Annotated in this window: 16 protein-coding genes and 1 tRNA gene; 7 read left to right on the top strand and 10 right to left on the bottom strand. The window is 58.3% G+C overall.

Translation table 11 applies throughout. From position 1 onward, the window contains the following. A partial coding sequence (locus tag AAC850_RS11820; protein ID WP_422723198.1) for a M10 family metallopeptidase C-terminal domain-containing protein occupies window positions 1-309 on the top strand: 309 nt, incomplete at its 5' end. Between the two features lie 209 nt (window positions 310-518). Here AAC850_RS11820 and AAC850_RS11815 read toward each other — a convergent pair. The 7 genes from AAC850_RS11815 to AAC850_RS11785 all read right to left on the bottom strand — a co-directional run bounded on the left by AAC850_RS11815 (window position 519) and on the right by AAC850_RS11785 (window position 11,407). Further along, on the bottom strand, window positions 519-3,374 hold the full coding sequence (locus AAC850_RS11815) for a diguanylate cyclase domain-containing protein (protein ID WP_340588945.1): 2,856 nt from the start codon (window positions 3,372-3,374) through the stop codon (window positions 519-521). A 623-nt stretch (window positions 3,375-3,997) separates the two neighbouring features. Then, window positions 3,998-4,621, bottom strand: coding sequence for an isochorismatase family protein (locus tag AAC850_RS11810; protein WP_340588944.1), 624 nt, complete (start codon window positions 4,619-4,621; stop codon window positions 3,998-4,000). Then, window positions 4,621-5,829, bottom strand: a complete 1,209-nt coding sequence (locus AAC850_RS11805; protein WP_340588943.1) for a CaiB/BaiF CoA transferase family protein — start codon at window positions 5,827-5,829, stop codon at window positions 4,621-4,623. The genes AAC850_RS11810 and AAC850_RS11805 overlap by 1 nt, the downstream gene beginning before the upstream one ends. Next, window positions 5,826-7,724, bottom strand: coding sequence for a hydantoinase B/oxoprolinase family protein (locus AAC850_RS11800; RefSeq protein ID WP_340588942.1), 1,899 nt, complete (start codon window positions 7,722-7,724; stop codon window positions 5,826-5,828). The genes AAC850_RS11805 and AAC850_RS11800 overlap by 4 nt, the downstream gene beginning before the upstream one ends. Window positions 7,725-7,737: 13 nt before the next feature. Continuing rightward, window positions 7,738-9,786, bottom strand: a complete 2,049-nt coding sequence (locus AAC850_RS11795; RefSeq protein ID WP_340588941.1) for a hydantoinase/oxoprolinase family protein — start codon at window positions 9,784-9,786, stop codon at window positions 7,738-7,740. Further along, window positions 9,786-10,730 (bottom strand): hydroxymethylglutaryl-CoA lyase, encoded by a 945-nt coding sequence (locus tag AAC850_RS11790; RefSeq protein WP_340588940.1) that lies wholly within the window; start codon window positions 10,728-10,730, stop codon window positions 9,786-9,788. Before AAC850_RS11790 ends, AAC850_RS11795 begins: the two co-directional genes overlap by 1 nt. Next, window positions 10,727-11,407: a GntR family transcriptional regulator gene (locus AAC850_RS11785; RefSeq protein ID WP_340588939.1), complete on the bottom strand. Its 681-nt coding sequence runs from the start codon at window positions 11,405-11,407 to the stop codon at window positions 10,727-10,729. The genes AAC850_RS11790 and AAC850_RS11785 overlap by 4 nt, the downstream gene beginning before the upstream one ends. 115 nt (window positions 11,408-11,522) lie before the next feature. Here AAC850_RS11785 and AAC850_RS11780 point away from each other — a divergent pair, with 115 nt between their 5' ends. Beyond that, a complete protein-coding gene (locus tag AAC850_RS11780) occupies window positions 11,523-14,042 on the top strand; it encodes a TonB-dependent receptor (protein ID WP_340588938.1) in 2,520 nt (839 codons plus the stop codon). 295 nt (window positions 14,043-14,337) lie between these two features. On the opposite strand, the gene AAC850_RS11775 is transcribed toward AAC850_RS11780, so the two are convergent. Both AAC850_RS11775 and AAC850_RS11770 read right to left on the bottom strand, forming a co-directional pair. Continuing rightward, window positions 14,338-14,970: a tyrosine-type recombinase/integrase gene (locus AAC850_RS11775; RefSeq protein ID WP_340588937.1), complete on the bottom strand. Its 633-nt coding sequence runs from the start codon at window positions 14,968-14,970 to the stop codon at window positions 14,338-14,340. A 284-nt stretch (window positions 14,971-15,254) separates the two neighbouring features. Further along, window positions 15,255-15,665: a ParB N-terminal domain-containing protein gene (locus AAC850_RS11770; RefSeq protein ID WP_340588936.1), complete on the bottom strand. Its 411-nt coding sequence runs from the start codon at window positions 15,663-15,665 to the stop codon at window positions 15,255-15,257. Between the two features lie 189 nt (window positions 15,666-15,854). Between AAC850_RS11770 and AAC850_RS11765 the strand changes: the two genes are divergently transcribed. Genes AAC850_RS11765 through AAC850_RS11755 form a run of 3 tightly spaced genes read left to right on the top strand, consistent with a single transcriptional unit; the run spans window position 15,855 to window position 18,072 of the window. Then, window positions 15,855-16,079 (top strand): DUF3489 domain-containing protein, encoded by a 225-nt coding sequence (locus tag AAC850_RS11765; RefSeq protein WP_340588935.1) that lies wholly within the window; start codon window positions 15,855-15,857, stop codon window positions 16,077-16,079. Then, the gene (locus AAC850_RS11760) at window positions 16,076-16,486 is read left to right on the top strand and encodes a DUF2924 domain-containing protein (RefSeq protein ID WP_340588934.1); all 411 of its coding nucleotides are present in this window, start codon (window positions 16,076-16,078) and stop codon (window positions 16,484-16,486) included. Before AAC850_RS11765 ends, AAC850_RS11760 begins: the two co-directional genes overlap by 4 nt. After that, window positions 16,483-18,072 carry a recombinase family protein gene (locus tag AAC850_RS11755; RefSeq protein ID WP_340588933.1) on the top strand — a complete coding sequence of 530 codons (1,590 nt, stop codon included), beginning with the start codon at window positions 16,483-16,485 and terminating at the stop codon, window positions 18,070-18,072. The genes AAC850_RS11760 and AAC850_RS11755 overlap by 4 nt, the downstream gene beginning before the upstream one ends. Before the next feature lie 390 nt (window positions 18,073-18,462). On the opposite strand, the gene AAC850_RS11750 is transcribed toward AAC850_RS11755, so the two are convergent. Further along, a tRNA-Ser gene (locus tag AAC850_RS11750) sits at window positions 18,463-18,553 on the bottom strand. An 85-nt stretch (window positions 18,554-18,638) separates the two neighbouring features. Here AAC850_RS11750 and AAC850_RS11745 point away from each other — a divergent pair. Beyond that, window positions 18,639-19,043 (top strand): metallopeptidase family protein, encoded by a 405-nt coding sequence (locus AAC850_RS11745; protein ID WP_340588932.1) that lies wholly within the window; start codon window positions 18,639-18,641, stop codon window positions 19,041-19,043. A gap of 38 nt (window positions 19,044-19,081) precedes the next feature. Then, on the top strand, window positions 19,082-20,095 hold the full coding sequence (locus AAC850_RS11740; RefSeq protein ID WP_340588931.1) for a peptidylprolyl isomerase: 1,014 nt from the start codon (window positions 19,082-19,084) through the stop codon (window positions 20,093-20,095). The last annotated feature ends 74 nt before the right edge of the window (window positions 20,096-20,169 follow it).

Here is a 20,169-nt window from a genome sequence, read left to right as displayed (position 1 = left end):
ACCTTCGTATTCGACGAGGAGCACTTCGCCGGGCTGACCGCTAACACGGCAGACCAGATCAAGGACTTCCTCGATTTCCAGGGCGACAAGATAGACCTGAGCCTTGTCGATGCCATCTTCGGCGGGGCGGACGATGCCTTTACCTTCATCGCCGATGCTGTATTCTCCGGCACGGCGGGAGAGCTGCGCTGGGAGCATGTCGGGAGCAACACGATGGTCTACATGGATACCGATGGCGACGCGCAGGCCGATTACGCCATTCGCCTCGATGGCACGCTCAACCTCGCAGAGGCTGATTTTATTCTCTGACGGGTGCCTAAGTCAGCAGGCATCAAAGGGAACGTCCGCATTTGGGTCGGTAGCCGACAGTCCGCTATTGGCGATCGTTCCTGCAAGGCCGACATTCTGCTAACGACCCACCTGCCGCCGATATTGGCCACCTCTGAGAGGTCGACAGCGGCCAGATATCCGGAAGCAGTGTGATGATAGAATCTTGATCAACCGGCCGCGTTCAACTTTTAACATTGTTTTTCGAATTGCCTGTTTCTGCTGGCCCAGCAATTACGACCTGCCGCCTTGGCGCGGTAAAGCTGTTCGTCGCTCTCACTGAACAAGGAGTTTGCGCTTGCACTTGCCATATCTCCAGAGCCGACAGTTGCTGCTCCCAAAGAGACTGTTAAGACCGCCTCATCCGAAATTCCAAGATGCGGCAACTGCAATCGCTTGATACAACGCCGTAGTCTTTCCGCAGCGATCTCGGCGGCCTTCTCATCCGTCCCCGGCAGCAGGATCGCGAACTCCTCACCGCCAACGCGGGCAACAAGATCGTCTGTTTTTCTAACCGCGGCAAGCAGCGCCAAAGCCACGCGTTTCAGGCATTCATCGCCTGCCGCATGGCCATAGTAATCGTTGTAGGATTTGAAGTGGTCGACATCGAGAAGGATCAAAGAGAGGAAATGATCTCCATTGTTTGCGCGCTTTAGCGCTAACTCCAGCGACTGATCGAATTTGCGCCGGTTTGCCACACCCGTCAAAGGATCAGAATGCGCCAGTTGGTCAAACCGGTCACGAGCCAATGTCAGCTTATCGTTTACTTGCTGCAGCTCGACGGTACGGCTGCGGATCATCTGTTCAAGCTGAAGGTTCTTGCGGCCAAGCATGCGTTTTTCAGCGCGTTCGAACAAATCATACTTGCCAATTGCAGCGGGGAGCTTGCTCAGCAGTCGACGCGCAATTGACTGCCAAGCTCCCCGAACATTGAATGTGATGACATTTTTGACCGGCCCTGTGCCCTTCATGGGCGACTGAAGTTCAACAGCTAGAGTGTAAGTGCCGGCAGGTAAGGAGCTGTAGGAAATTGGTCGGATGGGGGCCCACCTTGACCAGCTCGCCTCAAAACCCAAGAGTCTATATCGCATCCGCGTTGTCTCTTCATCGACGAACCAACCTGTCTGAATGTTAAACTCGACACGCCATTTGCCTTCCTCAACGATGATGGCGTCATCATCATATGCAGGTTCGACTCCGGTCCATCTTGCATCGCTGAGCTTGGCGCTGGGAGCCTGATTGTCGTTGTCCAACTGAAGGAGCGATACTTCAGCCAATCCCGATGCAAGTCCGCACAGGACCTTGTCACCACTATCGACAATCAATGATCGGCTGGTGGTGAATTCCCAATTATTGTCGCCTGAATAATCGGCGATGCGCCGAAGCATCTGACCAGAGGATACATCAAATTCGAGCAAACCCCGCGTCGATCCGGCAAGCAAGTGGCCATTGTCGGCAAAGTTCAAAGCCCAGGCTGACACGCTTTCTCGCGATCGTGAAAAGAGTGTTGGGGGTTCGTCGGTCGATATGCGTGAAATACAATTATCATGGGCCACAAAAATGTCCCCGACCGGCGACTGGGCCACCGCAGTAATATTGCACTGTGCAGGAAGAGAACCTCCTGTCACTTGACGAAGCCCGGCATCAGTAAGTTTCCACAACCCCGCGCCCAACGTTGTGACCCAGATCTCTTGATCCTTATCTTCGAACAGCGAATATACATACCCCAGCGGGTGGCCGTCCTCCGTCAGGATTTCACGCGCACAGTCATCGTCCACAATCGCCAGTCCGCGAATGGAACCGACCAGCATTCCCCCGCGATACGGAAGCAGGGAGCGACAGGGCGCGGCCAAGGCAGGGCAATCGTGCTGGTGGGCGAGCGGAAGCGATCCTTCGATGGCGCAGTGCAAGCCTTGATCACTCGCTATCCATAATACGTTTTCAGCATCCTGCGTCACATCCCAGATGGACGCCCCTTTAAAGATGCTCAGACCTGAATTTATGGTCAACCCGTTAGTGCCGCCGATAGCAGTGCAACTGTTCAACCGCTTGATACACAAGACCGAGCCGATCTCTGGAACCGCAGGATAGGAAATTGCCCGGCGGATCCCGTTGATGCGCCCGATTCCGTGGCTTTCTGTCGACATCCAAATGTTGCCGAACTGGTCTTGCAACAAGTGATTAGCAGATACTCCGTCTACAAGTACCTTTTGACCGACGAGCTTCTTGTCCTTGATGGTGAACGCTGAAACCTGATTGCCATCCCCGACAATGATGCTGCCTTCATCCCAGCACAACGATCGCGCCTTGAATGGTACCATGGTGCTGGCCTGCAATCTGCCGCCAAAAGAGAAGACGCCGAAATTGTCGTCGCCAGCGATCATCAGAAGATCGTCTCCGGCTGTCATGCACAGCCGCAAGCTGCCAAGTGCCCCCAAATCGTAAGACTCAGGAAATACCCATTTGCCGCTTAGGAAAATAGCGATTCCGATGGTTGGGCCAACAACGATGGAGCCATGAGTCGAGGTGATGCAAATATCGGATATTGTGGCACCAGCCAGCCTTGGTTCGGACACCTTGACCATTCCGGCCGGTTCGTTCCAGGTAAACAAGCCCTTGGTTGTCCCAACCAATGCCACATTCTTGTCAATTGCTATGGCTTCTACGACGCCGCATGGATCCCACGAGACGGGTACGAAGCCACCATGCCCGACCGCAAAACGTTGGAGGCCAACGTCCGAGCCGACCCACAGCATTCCCTGAATATCGACCGCCAATGCCCGCAAGCCGTGGCATTTCAGGCCATCGTCAAGCCCATAGGTTACGATACGGACACCATCATAAGAAGCCAGACCTGATGGCGTGGCGGCCCACAGCCTGCCATCTGAAGAAATTACCGTTTGGTGAACTTGCGAGGAGGCGAGATTGGCTTTGCGGCTGAACCAGTCGACCGGATATTGACGATGCGCGTCAAAAGATGGGAGCGCACTCAGCCGATGTGATGTGATGTCATTAGTGCCACTTGCAACGACAGCCTTATGAAACACGATCCACTAGTCCTTTCTGCGCAAGACCGTGGTAGGTTTTGGTAGTTAATTATCGGTTAGGTAAGGCTGTTGATGACAGGTGCGATGACCGACAGCTGAGTAATTTTGCTCCTGCGTTGATCCAATTTTTGCACGGGCTTGCCTATGTAGGTCCAGATCGGCGCATAACCACCCATCGCCCTGCGACGGCTTATCGCCAATTCTGACCGAAACAGGTCTTTCAGCTATCCACCCAGTTGCGGACCTTCGGTCATTACTGACCGGTAATCTATTCAGGGACAAACGACTGCAAGGTCTATTAAACCGTAAACTCGGATATTAGCTTGGCGCCATCGATCAGGTTCGCGAAAGTGGCATGAAATGACCGGATCGGAGCCTTGATCCAAGCCGAACGAGAATTCGCTCGAGTGTAGAATTTTGTTTGTCGTGTCGCAGTTAAAGCGAGGTCTCTGATTGATCGGCTTGGATGACCTGGCCAAGCCGCAGACACGTGTGGTTCGCAAGTGAGGAACCAAGATCATCGACGTCGTCGAGAATGCGAAGTTGCGCACCAAGCTCAAGCAATAACCGAATTGCCCTTTGATTGCCGCAGTCTATGACTGTTTTTGGCGCGGGACGATTAGTCACCCGATGACATCGAGCGCTTCGGCCTCGCTAATCACTTCGGCATATTTGGCCTGAAGATCGAACAGGTTCGCTTCATGCGGACCCTCATGCCGATCTGCGCAGGCATCACGCACGATCAGCGGGATAAACCCGTGCTGTATCGCATCGACGCCCGTGGCGCGCACGCAGCCGGATGTCGAATATCCGGTGATGAGCAGCGTATCGACACCCATCGCCGTCAACGTCGCGGCAAGTGATGTGCCGAAGAAGGCGGAGGCATATTGCTTTGTCACCACAAGTTCCCCCGACTGCGGCTTGAGCCCGTCAGGAAACGCACCCATGGGTGAGCCGGCATCGAAGCTCTTGAGCACCGGAGCCTTGCGGTAAAACACTCCGCCATCCGCGCCGCCTGCCTGGTATTCGACGTTGGTGAAAATGACCGGCATCCCCGCGTTTCGTGCCGCTTGCGCCAAACGGATATTGCTTTGCCGCGCGGCTTCGGCAGTTTCCATGAATATGGGCGAACCCTGCTCGAGATAGGCCATCATCACATCGACGATCAGCAGCGCCGTTTTGCGGCCTGGCATAAGCTTGCCATTATAGACGCCCGCGTAATTGACCTGCGCAGTCTTGTCAGACATCAGACGATGCCTTCTTTTGCTAGCTTGGCCAATTGAGCCTCGTCCAGCCCCAGCGCCGCGCCATAGATTTCCGCGTTATCCTGCCCCGGTACAGAAGGCGCCGCGCGCCGCACTGCCGACGCTGTCTTGGAGAATTTGGGGAAGGCGTTTTGCATCTTGAGCTTGCCGTATCTCTCGGTCTCAACTTCAATGATCGCCTCGCGCGCCTTAAAGTGAGGATCTTCCAACATGTCAGGAGCGCGGTAGACGCGGCCTGCGGGGATAGAATGTGCGATCATCGCCTCGTCTACCTCCTGAACAGTGCGCGTGATGGTCCAGGCATTGACCATATCGTCTAGCTCGGCCTGGTTCTTCCCGCGCGCGATGTGAGTGGAATAGCGGTCATCATGCGCCAATTCCGGCTGGCCCATGGCCTGCGCCAACCGCGCGAAGATCGCATCATTGTTGGCCGCAATCATGAAGGGCCCGTCCTTGCACTGATACACGTTGGACGGTGCAATGCCGGGCAGGATGGAGCCGGACCGCTCCCGAATGAAATCATTGTGATCGAATTCGGACACCAGCCCTTCCATCACCTGCAACACCGCTTCGTAAAGCGCAGTGTCGACAATCTGGCCTTGCCCCGTCTTGTCACGGTGATGCAGCGCGGCCAGCACGCCCATGCAGCCATAGCTGGCACACAGCGTATCGCCGATGGAAATGCCCATGCGCGATGGCATGCGGTCAGGCTCACCCACGATGTAGCGCCACCCGCCCATCGCCTCTCCGATACCGCCGAAACCGGCGCGATTGGAATAGGGACCATCCTGACCGTAGCCGGACATGCGCGCGATAATCAGGCCCGGGTTGTCGCCATGCAGAACTTCGGGAGAGAGGCCCCATTTCTCCAGTGTTCCCGGCTTGAAATTCTCGACCAGCACATCGGCTGTCGCGATCAATTTGCGGGCAAGCGCCTGGCCTTCTGGCACGCGCAGATTGCATGTGACCGACTGCTTGTTGCGGCCGATGACTTCCCACTGCACTTTCTCATCGCCCTGCCCCCAATCGCGCATGGGATCGCCGCGGCCGGGCGGCTCCACCTTGATGACATCAGCGCCCATGTCGCCAAGCAATTGGCCGCAGAATGGGCCAGCCAGAAGCTGGCCCATTTCTACGACCCGCAGGCCCGCGAGTGCGCCCGTTGCCGGAGGAATTTCAGGCCTGCTCACTCTGCTGCCTCGGCCAGATGTTTGTGATTGGCCCATTCCGGCGGTGTGGGAGCGGGCAAGCCTGTTTCCGCAAGGCAGTTGGCGCGCAGTTCACCGAGGTTGGGGCCGTAATCGAACAGCGGCAATTCGCCGCGATCCGATGTGATGTCCTCGCGCAGAGCCGCAGTCGCGCTCTGATCCACGGTGCCGTCGCCTGCCAGCACGACGCCATAGGCGCGCGCGCCCTCCGCCGTGACGAGGCCTTGCCTCACTTCCAGCGCAACGAATTCAGGATCACGCTCCAGCGGGTCACCCCAGCCGCCGCCGCCCCAAGTGACGAAGTGGAGCAGATCGCCTTCCTTCACGTCGACATCTTCAACCTTGTTGCCGACGACTTCGCTCGTGCCATCGGCGCGTTCGAGCAGCTTGGTCGCGCGGCCACCCGGTGCGCCGCCGTTCACGCCCCACGGAGGCACGAACCATCGGTCATCATGAATTGCAATCTGACCATCAGTCAGAAAGCGGTAGGTCATGCGGATACCATTCCCGCCGCGATGCTTGCCCGCGCCGCCGCTGTCAGGCTCTGTCGCATATCGTTCGATCCGTAGCGGAAAGTAGCGTTCGAGGAATTCGTTCGGGACATTCGTGAAGCCCGGCCACAGCGAGTGACCATCTGGCCCGTCGCCCATTGGCCTGCCGGGAATGCCGCCAAAGCCAATCTGGAACAGCTGGAACCATTCGCCCGATTTGCCTTCGCGGTTGTCCCAACCGCTGTAGAATAGATGCGGGCTGGAGCTGAAGCCTGCAGCGTTGAGGAATTCAGGCGTCTTCTGGCCCAGCAGGCCGCCCAGAATATCGAAAATCCGCCCCAGAGCATGGGTCCGGCCTGAAAGCGCGGCGGGGAATTTGGGCTTCAGCAGCGATCCTTCGGGGATGCGCACATCGATCAGATCATAGAACCCGTCATTGAACAGGATTTGCGGATCGAAAACCATGATCATGTAAATTCCGAAGAACATCTTGAACATGTTTTCATTCAGATAGAAATTGATCGATGCCGCGCTTTGCGGATCGGTGCCTTCGAAATCGAGGATGACCTTGCCGTCTTCCCGCCACATCGTGCATTTGATCTTGTACGGGCCAAAACCCTTACCATCGTCGCAGATGTAGTCTTCAAAACTCACCGGCTCTTCAGCGATGGCCATGCCGATCAGGGCGTTCATTGCGCGGTGGTTACGCTCCAGCAATTCCTGCGTGGCGGAGAAATACACATCGTCGCCAAAGCGCCCCGCCATTTCGATCACTCGGTTGGAGGCGACGCGGCAACTGGCGATCAGCGCGTTCAAATCGGCCTGACACCAGTCGGGTTTACGCGTCTGGTGCATCACCAGCTTCATCAGATCATCGTTATATTCGCCCTTTTTCCAGATTTTCACTGGCGGAATGCGAACGCCTTCCTCGAAAATAGAACTGGCCTTGATCGGCATTGAGCCGACCACGCTGCCGCCAATATCGGACTGATGGCCGAACATGGCGGTGTAGGCGATCAGCCGGCCATCCTTGAACACGGGCAGCAGCACGAGCCAATCGTTGGAGTGGCTGACTGCGCCTTCGCAGGAATAGGGATCGGAAAGGAAGATCATGTCGCCATCTTCCAGCGTGCCATCGAACTGGCGCAGGAAGCCGTCGATGAAGCTGCCGAACTGGCCGACGATCATCTTGCCCTTCGCATCCGCAATCAGCGGGAAGGCATCCCCCTGTTCACGGATACCTGGAGACATGGCAGTCCGCACCAGTGTCGCATCCATTTCGATGCGAGCATTGCGCAGGGCGTTCTCGATAATGTCCAGCGTGACCGGATCGATGGCAACACGCTTGAATGGAGTGTCGTTCGTTTGAATGATTACAGCGGGCATCGCGTGCGCCTCCTCAGGCCGGATTGATCAGGATGTTGCCAACAGCGTCAATCTTGGCGACGCAGCCGGTTTCGACCAGCGTGGTCGAGTCCATTTCGGTGATGATGGCAGGGCCGGGGATTGTGTCTCCCTGACGCAGCTTGGAACGGTCATAAATGACCGCAGCATGCTCTTCCCCGTCCATCCACAGCGAATGATCGCGGATCTTCGCAGCCGAAGGATCGCCGTCGCCTTTATCAAGCTGGGCCACTGGCAATTCCAGTGCTGCACCTTGCGCCACGGCGCGCAGGTTCACGATTTCATGCGGGGTATCCATGTTGAAAGTGAACAGGCGGTGATGCTCTTCATCGAAGCGCGAGAGGATGCCTTCCAGCCCCTTTTCACGCAGCGTCGCCTGATCGATAGTGAGCGGCACTTCAAACGCTTGTCCCGCATAGCGCACGTCAATTTCAAACTCGCTGGAGATGCTGTCTGCCGGGATTCCATCGGCTTCCAGTTCCGCACGGGTCTGCGATGCCATTTCATCCAGCAGCGCGATCAGCTCGTCCACATCGGTAGCGGTCGCAAGGCGGCTGAAACTGCGCGCGGTCTCGGTCCGCATCCGCGTGGTCGCATCGCCCAGCGCGCACAGCACGCCGGGAGATACGGGAGAGACCGCAGGCCAACTGCCCATGAGCCGGGCGACCGCATTTACATGGAGCGGTCCAGCGCCGCCAAAGCCCATCAGCGCGAAGTGGCGCGGATCATAGCCCTGCTGAACGCTGATCATCCGCAGCGCGCCGAACATGTTTTCGTTCACGATATCGATGATGCCGCGCGCCGCTTCCATCAGCCCCACACCCAGAGCATCGGCGATTTTCTGCACCGAAGCCTTTGCGCCTTCGCGGTCTAGCTTGAAGCTGCCGCCGAGCAGGTTTTCAGGAAGATAGCCGAGCACCACATTCGCATCGGTCACAGTCGGCTCCTCAGCGCCTTTGCCGTAGGCGACAGGTCCGGGGACTGCGCCCGCGCTTTGCGGGCCGACGCGCAGCGCGCCGGTCAATTCCGGCACAAAGGCAATCGAACCGCCGCCCGCACCCACGGTCTTCACATCGAGCGACGAAGCGCGGACCGACAAGTGCCCGACTTCAGTCGTGCGCACCCGGCGCGGCTCCAAGTTCTCAATCAAAGCAACATCGGTCGAAGTGCCGCCGACATCCAGCGTCAGGATGTTCTTCAGGCCAGCGTTCTTCGCTACCCACACAGCGCCGGTGACACCGCCGGCAGGACCTGACATCAGGATGTTGACGGGGTGCTCCTCAGCCTTCAGGCTGCTCATCAATCCGCCATCGGACCGCAGCAGCGACAGTTTGCCGGTCACGCCTGCATCAGCAAGGCGGGAGCGCAAATTGGTGAGGTAGTTGCTGACAACAGGCCGCACCGCCGCATTGGCAACGGTAGAAAGCGTGCGTTCGTATTCCTGCATTTCCGGCAACACTTCATGGCTGAGCGATACTGGAATGCCGGGCAATATATCTGCTGCGAGTTCCCCGATACGCGCCTCGTGTGTGCCATTGGTATAGGCATTGATCAGGCTGACGGTGAGCGCCTCAACGCCTGCATCCTTCAATTTCGTCAGAGCATCGCGGACCGACGCCTCGTCCAGATCGCGCACGATCTTGCCATCGGCACCCATGCGCTCTGCCACCTCGACGGTATCCTCCAGTGCGGCGAGCGGCTGCGGCTTGGGCCAGACGATCCAGCCTGCCAGGCCGCCAGGCACAAAACTGCGCGCGATCTGCATGATATCGCGGAAACCTTCGGTAACGATCAGGCCAACCCGTGCGCCCTTGCCTTCCAGAACCGCATTGGTGGCCACGGTTGTGCCGTGCAGGAAGAACTCGATATCACCGGCATCAACGCCGGCCTCTTCGGTGATGGCAATCACGCCGTTCAGAATGCCTTCGGAGCTATCTTGCGGAGTGGAAGGGGTCTTGTGCCGCCAGAATTGGCCGCTGTCATGATCGAACAATAGAAGGTCGGTGAATGTCCCACCGACATCCACTCCAAGGCGATAACGCATCAAGCGAGTTCCTTTTTCAATGTTTCAGCGGGCTTGGGAAAGCCGCCCGACCTACCCACCATTGCGGGCAGTTGTTTATCCATCACGCCAGTCAGCCAGCGGTGTGTTTCGATCAGTTTCTCAAGGTCGAGCCCGGTCGAAATCCCGGCCCGTTCAAGCATGTAAACTACGTCCTCTGTTGCCACATTACCTGCTGCACTGGGCGCGAACGGGCAGCCGCCAAGCCCGCCGATGGAGGCATCCACTGTGCGAACACCGGCAGCGATGGCAGCCCAGACATTGGCAAGTCCAGTGCCGCGCGTGTTGTGGAAGTGGACGCGCACCGGGATAGGCGCGATCACCCCTGTCACTGCCTTCACGAGCCGGGTCACATGCGCCGGGTTGCCGACGCCGATGGTATCGGCAAGCGCGATTTCCACCGGGTTCGCTTTCGCCAGCTGTTCAGCCATGGCGACGACGCGCTCTTCGGCGACCTCGCCTTCAAATGGGCAGCCAAAGCTTGCGCCAATCGTGACCTGCCCGGTTTTCCCGGCGGCCTGCGCCATCGCCACCAGCTCCTGCGCCACCTCAACCGATTGGTCACTCGTCTGGCGCTGGTTCTTTTGCGCAAAAGTATCGGTGGCAACGCAGACTGCACCCAGCTGATCAATGCGTCCGGTAGCAAGCGCCCGCTCCGCTCCGCGGCCATTCAACACAAGCCCGATGTAAGTCACCTCGTCGCGCTCGGGCAGGCCAGCACAGACCGCATCGGCGTCAGCCATTTGCGGCACAGCTTTCGGATTGACGAAACTGGTGACTTCAATCCGGCGGGATCCGGCGGCGATTGCGCGCTCGATCAGCGCCAGCTTGTCAAAAGTAGAGATTTGGACAGCTTCGTTCTGCAAGCCGTCCCGCGGCCCGACTTCGACCATTTCTACTGCGCTTGTATACAATTTATCGCTCATGCTCTGCGCTTTCGGTCCGCCGCGTCGATGGCTGTCAGGCCGTGATGCGCATCGGCATATGCATGATATGCGCGCCGAATGTGGCCCGACATGACCGACTGCGCCCAGGCACCATCCTTGCGCGCGAAGGCGGCCAGCAATTCATCATGCTCGGCGCTCGACCGCACAAGTTCGTCGGCGCTGTAATGATGCGCGGTGCGCCAAATGACAGGTTGCTCGATGAGAGTGGCAAGCAGTGTTGCAAGTCGCGGTGACGAAGCCACTTTGAGGATTAGCGCGTGAAATTCGCGGTTTAGTTCGAGAAACAGATCTATGTCGGGAGGGCTGGACTTCACCGCCGCGCGAAGGGCGGAATTGCATTTGCGCAGCCGCTCAAGCGCCGCATCATCCATCCGCTCAGCTGCCAATTTTGCAGCATGGCCTTCCAGCATCGCGCGCAGTTCAAAAACATCGGCCACATCATCCAATGACCAGTCTGCGACGAAAGTTCGCTGCGTGTCATTGCGCTGCACCAGCATATCCGATTCGAGCCTGCGCAGGGCATCTCGGACCGGCGTTCTGGATACACCGCACCGTTCTGCCAGCGCTTCTTCGATCAATTGCTCACCCGGAGACAGCTCTCCCGATACGATCATGGACCGAATGGTATCGAAGGCACGGTCTGATGCGCGCGACATTTCTATCCCCCAAGGCTTGACGAGAAGGAATTGTATACAATAAACCCACAACGCTGCAAGACGCACTTAAGCGATTGGCTGATAAACCAGTCGGAGCCTCAGGGGAGAATTTCCAATGCGTGGTTTCAAATCACTGCTTTTCGCTGGTATCGCCGCCAGCCCGTTCATCGCCCTTCCCGCGCTCGCGCAGGATGCCGGAACAGCCGGCGCGCAGGAAGCTGACGACAATACGATCATTGTGACCGCGCGGCGGCAGGATGAGCGCCTTCAGGATGTACCCGCATCGGTGAATGTTCTCACAGCTCAGGCTCTCGCCAACACTGGCGCCAACAGTGCCGAGGATTTCGCGCAGCTGACTCCGGGCGTCACCATCGTGACTGGCACGGCGGAGGCAGGCGACACGCAGATCAACATTCGCGGCATCAATGGTGCGCGCGATGCGGAAAGCTCCGTCGCGCTGGTGGTCGATGGCATTCTCAAAACCAACACCGCGCAGCTGAACCAACCGCAGGGCACCTTGCGTCAGGTGGAAATCCTGAAGGGCCCGCAAGGCGCGCTTTACGGGCGTAACGCGGCCGCCGGCGCGATCGTCATTCAGACGCTGCGGCCCGGATCGGCCTTCGAAGGCGGTGGGCGCGTATCTTACGCAAACGAGAATACGTTTGAAGGCACAGCCCACATTTCCGGACCGCTTTCGCAGGACATCGGATTTGTCCTTTCCGGCTATTACCGGTCAACGGACGGCTTTTTCGAAAATACATTTCTGGCAGACCCAAACACGGTCGACAATCAGGAAGTCTGGTCGCTCGATGGGCGGATCGTGGCCGATCTTGGCCCCGCAACCGAGCTTGACATTCGTGGCCGCTATTCGGAACTGAGCGGTGCGTCGATCAACTTCAACTCATCCTTCCACCTGCCCAATTTCGCCGCCGTGAATCCTGCCTTCTTCGAAGACGTGAATGAGCATCCATTCGGCTATTACGGCAACATCACACCGTCCAACACGCAGGACAGCTTCGATATTTCGGCCAAGGTTGAACATGAATTCGACAGCGGCATGGTGCTGACTGCCTGGGCATTGTATTCGGACGTGTCGCAGGCGCTGGTCGCAGATGGGACATCGGCAGATTTCGGGCGCTTCATTGCCAATGTCGATCCGGCAGTGGACGGCGCTGTGGCAAGCTGTTTCAGCTCTACGGCCGAACTCACCGGGTTCACGGTCAACCAGCCGAACTTTATTGGCGAAATTCCGGTCCCCTTCATCTTCGCACCGGCCAATGGTTCGACCTTCGGCGCATACAGCCCGACGACTTGCGACGGAACGCAGTTCCAGAGCCGCAGCCAGCAAGACGTAAGCGGAGAAATCCGCCTCGCGTCGAGCGGCGACGGACCGCTCGATTGGCAAGTCGGAGCTTATTACCTCACCATCGACCGAGAAACGGGCGTGAGCATCGGTGCCGATACCGGCCAGGGCGTCATCGCCAACCTCTATAATCCGCCGAACAGCACCAACCCGACATCGCTGCTCCTCGCCGACCAGTTCGACACCGATGTCTATGCCGCATTCGGCTCTCTCGAATATGAATTTAGCCCGGAATTTACCGCCGGACTGGCCTTGCGCTACGATATTGAAGAGCGCTCGACCGAGTCGCTCGTGCCCGATGCACTCGATCCGTTCACCGGCGGCCCGATCAATCCTGGCCAAGCATTCGGCACGCTGTCGCCGCAGAACGAAACATTCCAGCAGTTGCAGCCGCGCATCAACATCAGCTACCAGCCAACACCTGACCTCAACCTCTATGCGACGTGGGGAGTTGGCTTCAAATCGGGCGGCTTCAACAATCAGGGTGCCTCCGCGCTCATTGATGCCAATTTCAACCAGTTCATCGGCGCCGATGTCACGATTGAAGATCAGTACCGCAAAGAAGTAAGCTCTGCCTTCGAACTAGGCTTCAAAGGCTCTCTGTTGAACGATGCAGTCACCTTCGATTTGGCGGCTTACTACACCAAGATCGACGATATGCAGTTCTTCGAATTCTTCGTGGGTGGATTTGGTCTGCTCCGCGTGGTGTCCAACATTGACGAAGTCGAAGTTCTCGGGGCGGAACTTAATCTGACAGCGGAGCCGGTTGAAGGTTGGACGATCTACGGCGCGTTTAACGTCACCGAAAGCGAGATCATCGCAAACAGTTCTCGCACCTACACCGTCGGCAACAAATCGCCCTACACGGCGGATTGGACGTTGAACCTTGGCACACAGATTGATGTGCCGATCAGCAACGGAGCCGATGCAATGCTCCGCGTCGACTACCGCCTAACTGGCCCGACTTGGTTCCACTCGGTGCAAGATCAGATACGCCCAACGCTGTTCTCCGGCTTGCTGCCAATCTCTGCGCTGGCCCTGCCCGCTGAAGTTGGCGATGCCGATTATTCGGTCGCACAGCGTGATACTTTTGGCGTTTTCAACGCCCGTGCAGGGGTCGATTTTGGCAGTATTCGGGCCTATATTTTCGCGAACAATCTGTTCGATGAAAACTACCTCAACGAAGTCATTCCGGCGATTGAATTTGGCGGGTCTTTCATCTCGCCCGGCGCGCGCCGCCTGATCGGGGTGGAGGTCGGCTTCGATTTCTGACCAGCCATAGCGCAAACCGGCGACGCATTTGCTCTCTGGCAAGGCGTCGCCGGTTTGTGGACAGGTTGACGCGCGCTCTACAGCAGCGCTGCCTGGCGCATAGGTCTCGAATGTTTAAAGTACAAAAAAGCTGCACCCGCGCCTGACAGGAAGCGCAGGACACCCCCCTCTGAAAAAAGGCTGCGCCCCGCAGCTAACTGCCACGGAGCTTAGCATCCGTTGCTTCTTACTGCCAACGTCCACTCCTCACCCAGTAGCGGACGCCAGCCCCACCGAAGCTGGCGCCCGGTAGCAGTCAGATTTCCGTCTTTTCCGCGAGAGTGAGAGCGTCTTCTATATCGACGCCCAGGTATCGAACCGTGTTCTCGATTTTGGAGTGACCAAGCAAAATTTGTATCGCTCGGATGTTGCCTGTGGCTTTGTAGATGATCGAGGCCTTGGTCCGTCGAAGCGAATGAGTGCCATACTCCTCGGGTCGCAAGCCAACTGCCTCAACCCACTCATCGACCAACCTTGCATATTGCCGAGTGCTGAGATGTCGTGAGTGGTCAACACGGCTTGGAAACACGAAGTCCTCAACGTCACCACCTCTGAGTTCCAGCCAAGCAAAAAGGCTCGCACGGGCGTCTACCGCAATCTCGAACTGGACAGGGCGTCCTGTCTTGCGCTGCGTAATTGTCGCACGCGTCCTAATTTCTGGACCGCTAACCAGATCACCGATCTTCAGCTCGACAAGATCACAACCTCGCAGCTTGCTATCGATCGCCAAGTCGAACAGCGCCCGGTCTCTGATGCGCTTTTCGCGATCAAGGAAGAAGCGGATCGCCCAAATCTGTTTCTGATTAAATGGACGCTTGGGCCCAACCTTCGCTCCAAAGTTCCATGGCACGCGGTTTAGCGCAGCAGGGTCGTATTGTGAGTAAGTCATTGTCATTCTCCTCAGCCGAAATAGCCTTGGAGTATGTCCGCTTTGGATGACTAAAATCTCGGATCGCTATGTCTTGAATGGGGCGCAAAGCGGTCATCCACCGCCTAGCGGTTGGTCATGCCAGATATGGGCACGTTGATCCGCAACTCCGGACCAGAGACATCCGCAGTATTGGCAGCACTGGACCTTTGTAGAACGGGCTTCTTCGGGAAGCATCTCAAGCTCGGCACTGGTCGCCGAACGCTGCCTCGGTGATGCCGCCCGGCAATGTTCGCTTGGGCATTTCATGAGCGACCCTTCTCCGTCCACCAGTCAGGCCAAGCCACCTTGTGCGGGGAGCGGCTGTTGTTCCACACCTCGCGCTGCTCAGCCGTGGTGAGTTGCCGATCACCCAACCTCGCTAATGCAGCCTCAACCGCCCATTGGTTTATCTCCCAGCGCACCCGCTTTTCGTCGCGCGGGAACTTCTTGAAACCAAGACCTAGGGTGCTGAGAACGGTATTAACACCCAACCCGATAAGCACGATGCGTAGTTTCCTGATCCCAAGTTCATCCCGGCGCTGCGACCGTGCGGTCTGCTTCTTGGGATGGGTTCGCGCATTGCGAGGGTCTGGGACCAAGCTGGCGGCCGCCTTGTAGACGACGGTGAGCGGGCGATCGGCAGTGGAGACTGCCTCTTTCGAATCAGTGGCCATATCCGAACAATACAGGAACATAGCAACCCTCCGGAAGACATAGGGGGTGCCAGTCCGGGGATAATTCACATTATTCCACAAGTGACTGGACTTCGCCTCGGCCTCGAGCATTGCTGTCTTTGCCTGGCGAGCCGGGCTCGTGCCGGTAGCGGCCGCCACAATGGCGCCCGCCTCAACCGGAGAATACACATGACCAAATCCGTCAATACCAAGACGCCAAGCAAGCTCGATTCGCTGGAAAAGCTGCTCACCCGCAAGAACGGCGCAAGCATCGCCGATATGATGAAGGCTACAGGCTGGCAGCAGCACTCGGTGCGCGGGGCCTTGGCAGGCGCGCTCAAGAAGCGCGGTCTCACGATTTCTTCCCAAAAGGTGGAGGGTGTTCGCCGCTATCACGCCGAGACGGCAGCATGAGCAGTACCGACACTGAGCGACTGGTGCAGGAGATCGGAGCCATGGACTTAGAGCATCTGCGGGATAGATGGGAGCGGCGCTACGGCGCCCCTCCAGCCCTGCGCTCCGAACCGCTCATGCGCATGCTGCTCGCATGGCGCGTGCAGACCGAGGCGCACGGCGGGATTGATGCGGAGACCCGCAAGGCCCTCGCGCGATCGGGTAATCCCCAGCCCGAGGGCCGCGAACTCGGCCTCGGCGCAGTCCTGACACGCAACTGGAAGGGCCGCGAGGTCAAGGTAATGGTCGAGGCAGATGGCTTTCGCTGGGATGGAAAGCTCTATCCAAGCCTCTCGGCGGCAGCCACGGCGATCGCCGGAAGTCGCTGGAACGGGCCGCGGTTCTTTGGATTGCGAGATACCGCATGAGCAAGGATAGGAAGGCAGTGCGCTGCGCGATCTACACCCGCAAAAGCTCGGAGGAAGGCCTTGATCAGTCTTTCAACAGTCTCGATGCCCAGCGCGCAGCTGGCGAGGCTTACATCACCAGTCAGGCCAGCGAAGGCTGGACCATAATGCCAGCACCTTATGATGACGGCGGCTATTCTGGCGGGACCATGGAGCGTCCCGGATTGCAGGCCCTGCTCGCTGATATCGAGGCAGGCCGGATCGATGTGGTGGTCGTCTACAAGATCGACCGGCTCACCCGCTCGCTCACGGATTTCTCACGCATCATTGAGACCTTCGACAAAGCCGGGACCAGCTTTGTGTCTGTCACCCAGTCGTTCAACACCAAGGACTCGATGGGCCGCTTGATGCTCAATGTCCTCCTCTCCTTCGCCCAGTTCGAGCGCGAGGTCACCGGCGAACGTATCCGCGACAAGATCGCTGCTTCCAAGGCCAAGGGCATGTGGATGGGCGGCTATGTGCCGCTCGGCTACGACCTTCCGGCAACGGGCACGCGCACCCTGCAGGTCAACGAGACCGAAGCGGCGACGGTGCGGCACATCTTCAACCGCTATATCGAAATCGGCTCCGTCCATGCCGTTCAGCGCGAACTTGGCGAGCAAGGCATTGTCTCCAAGCTGCGCACCTATTCTACCGGGCGTACCTCAGGCGGAGGGCCATTCAGCCGCGGCGCGCTGTTCCATCTGCTGCGCAACCGGATCTATCTTGGGCAAATCGTCCACAAGGACCAGGTCTTCGAAGGCGAGCACGATGGGATCGTCGAGCCGGACCTGTTTGAGCGCGTGCAGCGTAAGCTCGGTAGCAATGCACGGCGCCATGGCGCGGCAGCAGATAGCCGCGTTACCAAGGCACCGCTTACCGGCAAGCTGTTTGTTGCCGATGGCGAGGCGATGACACCGTCGTTCTCGCGTGGACGCTCAAACCGCGTCTATCGATATTACGTTTCTGCATCGCTCCAACAGGGAGCTGGCAAAAAGGGCGACGACATTATTCGCCGCCTGCCTGCGGCAGCGATTGAAAGCATAGTTACCGATACCGCTATTCGCTGGTTGCCGCGCGAGAAGGACCCGCTTGATATCGTATTCGCAGTTCGGATTGCGGGAGACGGAATGATCGTGGAATGCCCTGGGAATCTGGCTGCTGACATCTCCGAGCGATTGATCGAGGGCGAGCGCATCATCCATTCTTCGACCAAACTATGCCGGGTTCACACGCCAGTCGCGTTTCCGCTTCGCGGCGGGCAGCGGCAAGTCATCTCAGCGGGTAAGCCTGACATTAGGCCTGACCCAACTCTGATCGCAGCGCTTCGCCGCGCGCACTCGCTGCTCAAATGCGATCGCAAAGGCATGCCGCTCATCGAGGCCTCTCCGCCATCTTCCTACATCCGCAAACTGCTGCGGCTCGCATTCCTTGCACCAGACATCCAGCGCGACATTCTTGAAGGGCGCCAACCGAGCACATTGAATCTTCAGCAGCTTGTAAAAACGGACATCCCGCTGTGCTGGATTGCGCAGCGCGAGGCCCTCAACTGGCCAACCGCCAGCTAGCCTGTTCCGCCGAGTAACAGGCCTGCTAATCCAATTTTTCTCCCTGTTATGGGCGAATAACAACCCTGTTAATTCAAATAACAGGGAAACCCCGAAATGTGGCGTGTAACCATCGGTAATTGCACGATTTAATCTGACCATTTGTTATCGAAAATGGACGAAACAGCCTGTTTTTGGCCCCAAATGCACGATTTTCCCTGTTTTCTCCCTGGTAAACAGGCAAACCGAACCGATTACGATTGGCGCAGAGACTCCCTGCGCAAATCTCGCCAGATATCTCCAGAGACAACGCTCGCCAGTCTGGCGAAGGACGGTTTGGCCTGCTCAAGCCCGCGCACACCGCGGCTTAGCGCGAGCGCCCTGCAAACAGAGATTGGTGCTGGGGGTGGTTGGCGGAGCGGGTGGGATTCGAACCCACGATACGGGGTTACCGTATACACACTTTCCAGGCGTGCGCCTTCGACCACTCGGCCACCGCTCCGCATGCCTGATCTGGCAGAAGGCGCGCGTCTAGCGGGAGGACAAGCGAATGACAAGCGCGCTGCATATCCCTATCTGCATTGCCCATGACACGGACTATCGGACTGGCCCCGTCGGCACAGGAAATGGAAGCGATGGCGCAGGCTGCGCTTGACCTGCTTCCCCCGCAATTTGCCGAGCGCATGGGCGAAATCGTGCTGTTGGTGGAGGATTGGCCGGACAAGGATATTCTCGCCGGTCTCGGGATTGAGAACCCCTACGAGTTGACCGGAGTCTACGAAGGCCTGCCGCTAACCGAACGCAGTATCGAGCATTCCGGCACCATGCCCGACCGTGTGCGCCTGTTCCGCCGCCCGATTCTCGACGAATGGGCCGAGCGCGGGGACGAGACTATCGAGCATCTGGTGGCGCATGTCGTGGTGCATAAGATCGGCCACCATTTCGGCCTGTCGGACGATGACATGCACGAACTGGAGGACATGGTTGGCTGAGGCTTGCCTTTGCGCAGCGGCGTGGCAGTGTGGCGCGCATGACCTATCGCATTGCTTTTGCCGCCCTTCCCCTCGTTCTCGCCGCGCCCGCATTCGCGCAGGATGACCCCGCTCCGGTGACGCCTACATCGGTCGTGGCGGAAGCCGCGCCGGAGGAATGGATTGCCATTGCTGCAGAGGATTTGCTGGTGATGGAGCTGGCTCCGGACACTGCGGGCGATCCGCGCACGGTGGTGATCCAGCTTTTGCCCCCGCCCTTCAGCCAGCCGTGGGTGGAGAACATTCGCACCCTCGCCCTCGCGCATTGGTGGGACGGCACGAGCGTCAACCGCGTGCAGGACAATTACGTGACGCAATGGGGCGATGTGACCGAGGAGAAGGTGCTGCCGGAAGGGGTGGTGGCTCCGGTTGTGGATTACGAAACGACAAATGGTCACCTCACCGATGCTATAATGGCAATGGTTGGGCCAGCCGAGGTAGATCGCTTGCTCGCGCAAGGCACCGACAGTCCAGAATACGCAGTTAAAATGGGCATTCGCGAAGACTTGAACGCAGATGCCGCAGCGGGGGGAGCATTCTTTTCGATGGGCTGGCCCGCAGCTTCCGATGGGCGAGAACTTGAGTCGCAAGTCTGGCCCATCCATTGCTACGGCTACGTCGGCGTAGGTCGCGGCTATGCTCCCGACACGGGCACCGGCGCAGAACTCTACACGATCATCGGGCAGCCTCAGCGGCATATGGATCGAAACCTTGCGGTGGTCGGACGGATAATCGAGGGGATGGAGCATCTCTCCAGCCTGCCGCGCGGATCGGGCGATCTGGGGTTCTACACAGAGGAGGAAGCGCATTTGCGCACGCCTATTCTCACTGTGCGGCTTGCCAGCGAGCTGGAGCAACCACCCGCGTTCGAATATCTCGACACGGCCAGCGAGAGCTTTGCGCGCTATGTCCATGTCCGCGCCAATCGCGACGATGCGTTCTACACCGTGCCTGCTGGCGGGGTTGATGTGTGCAGCGTACAGGTGCCGGTCCGTGAGATGATGGGCGACTGAACCGCGAAGCTGACATTCTTGCAGTCTAAAGCAGGCGTCTGCATGCATCGACAATGGGATAGAACCGCATCGCC

Source organism: Erythrobacter alti (genome assembly GCF_037996805.1).
GTDB classification, from domain to species: Bacteria; Pseudomonadota; Alphaproteobacteria; order Sphingomonadales; family Sphingomonadaceae; genus Alteraurantiacibacter; species Alteraurantiacibacter alti.
The sequence above is the reverse complement of the archived record's forward strand: the minus strand, read 5'-3'. Positions and strand labels throughout refer to the sequence as shown.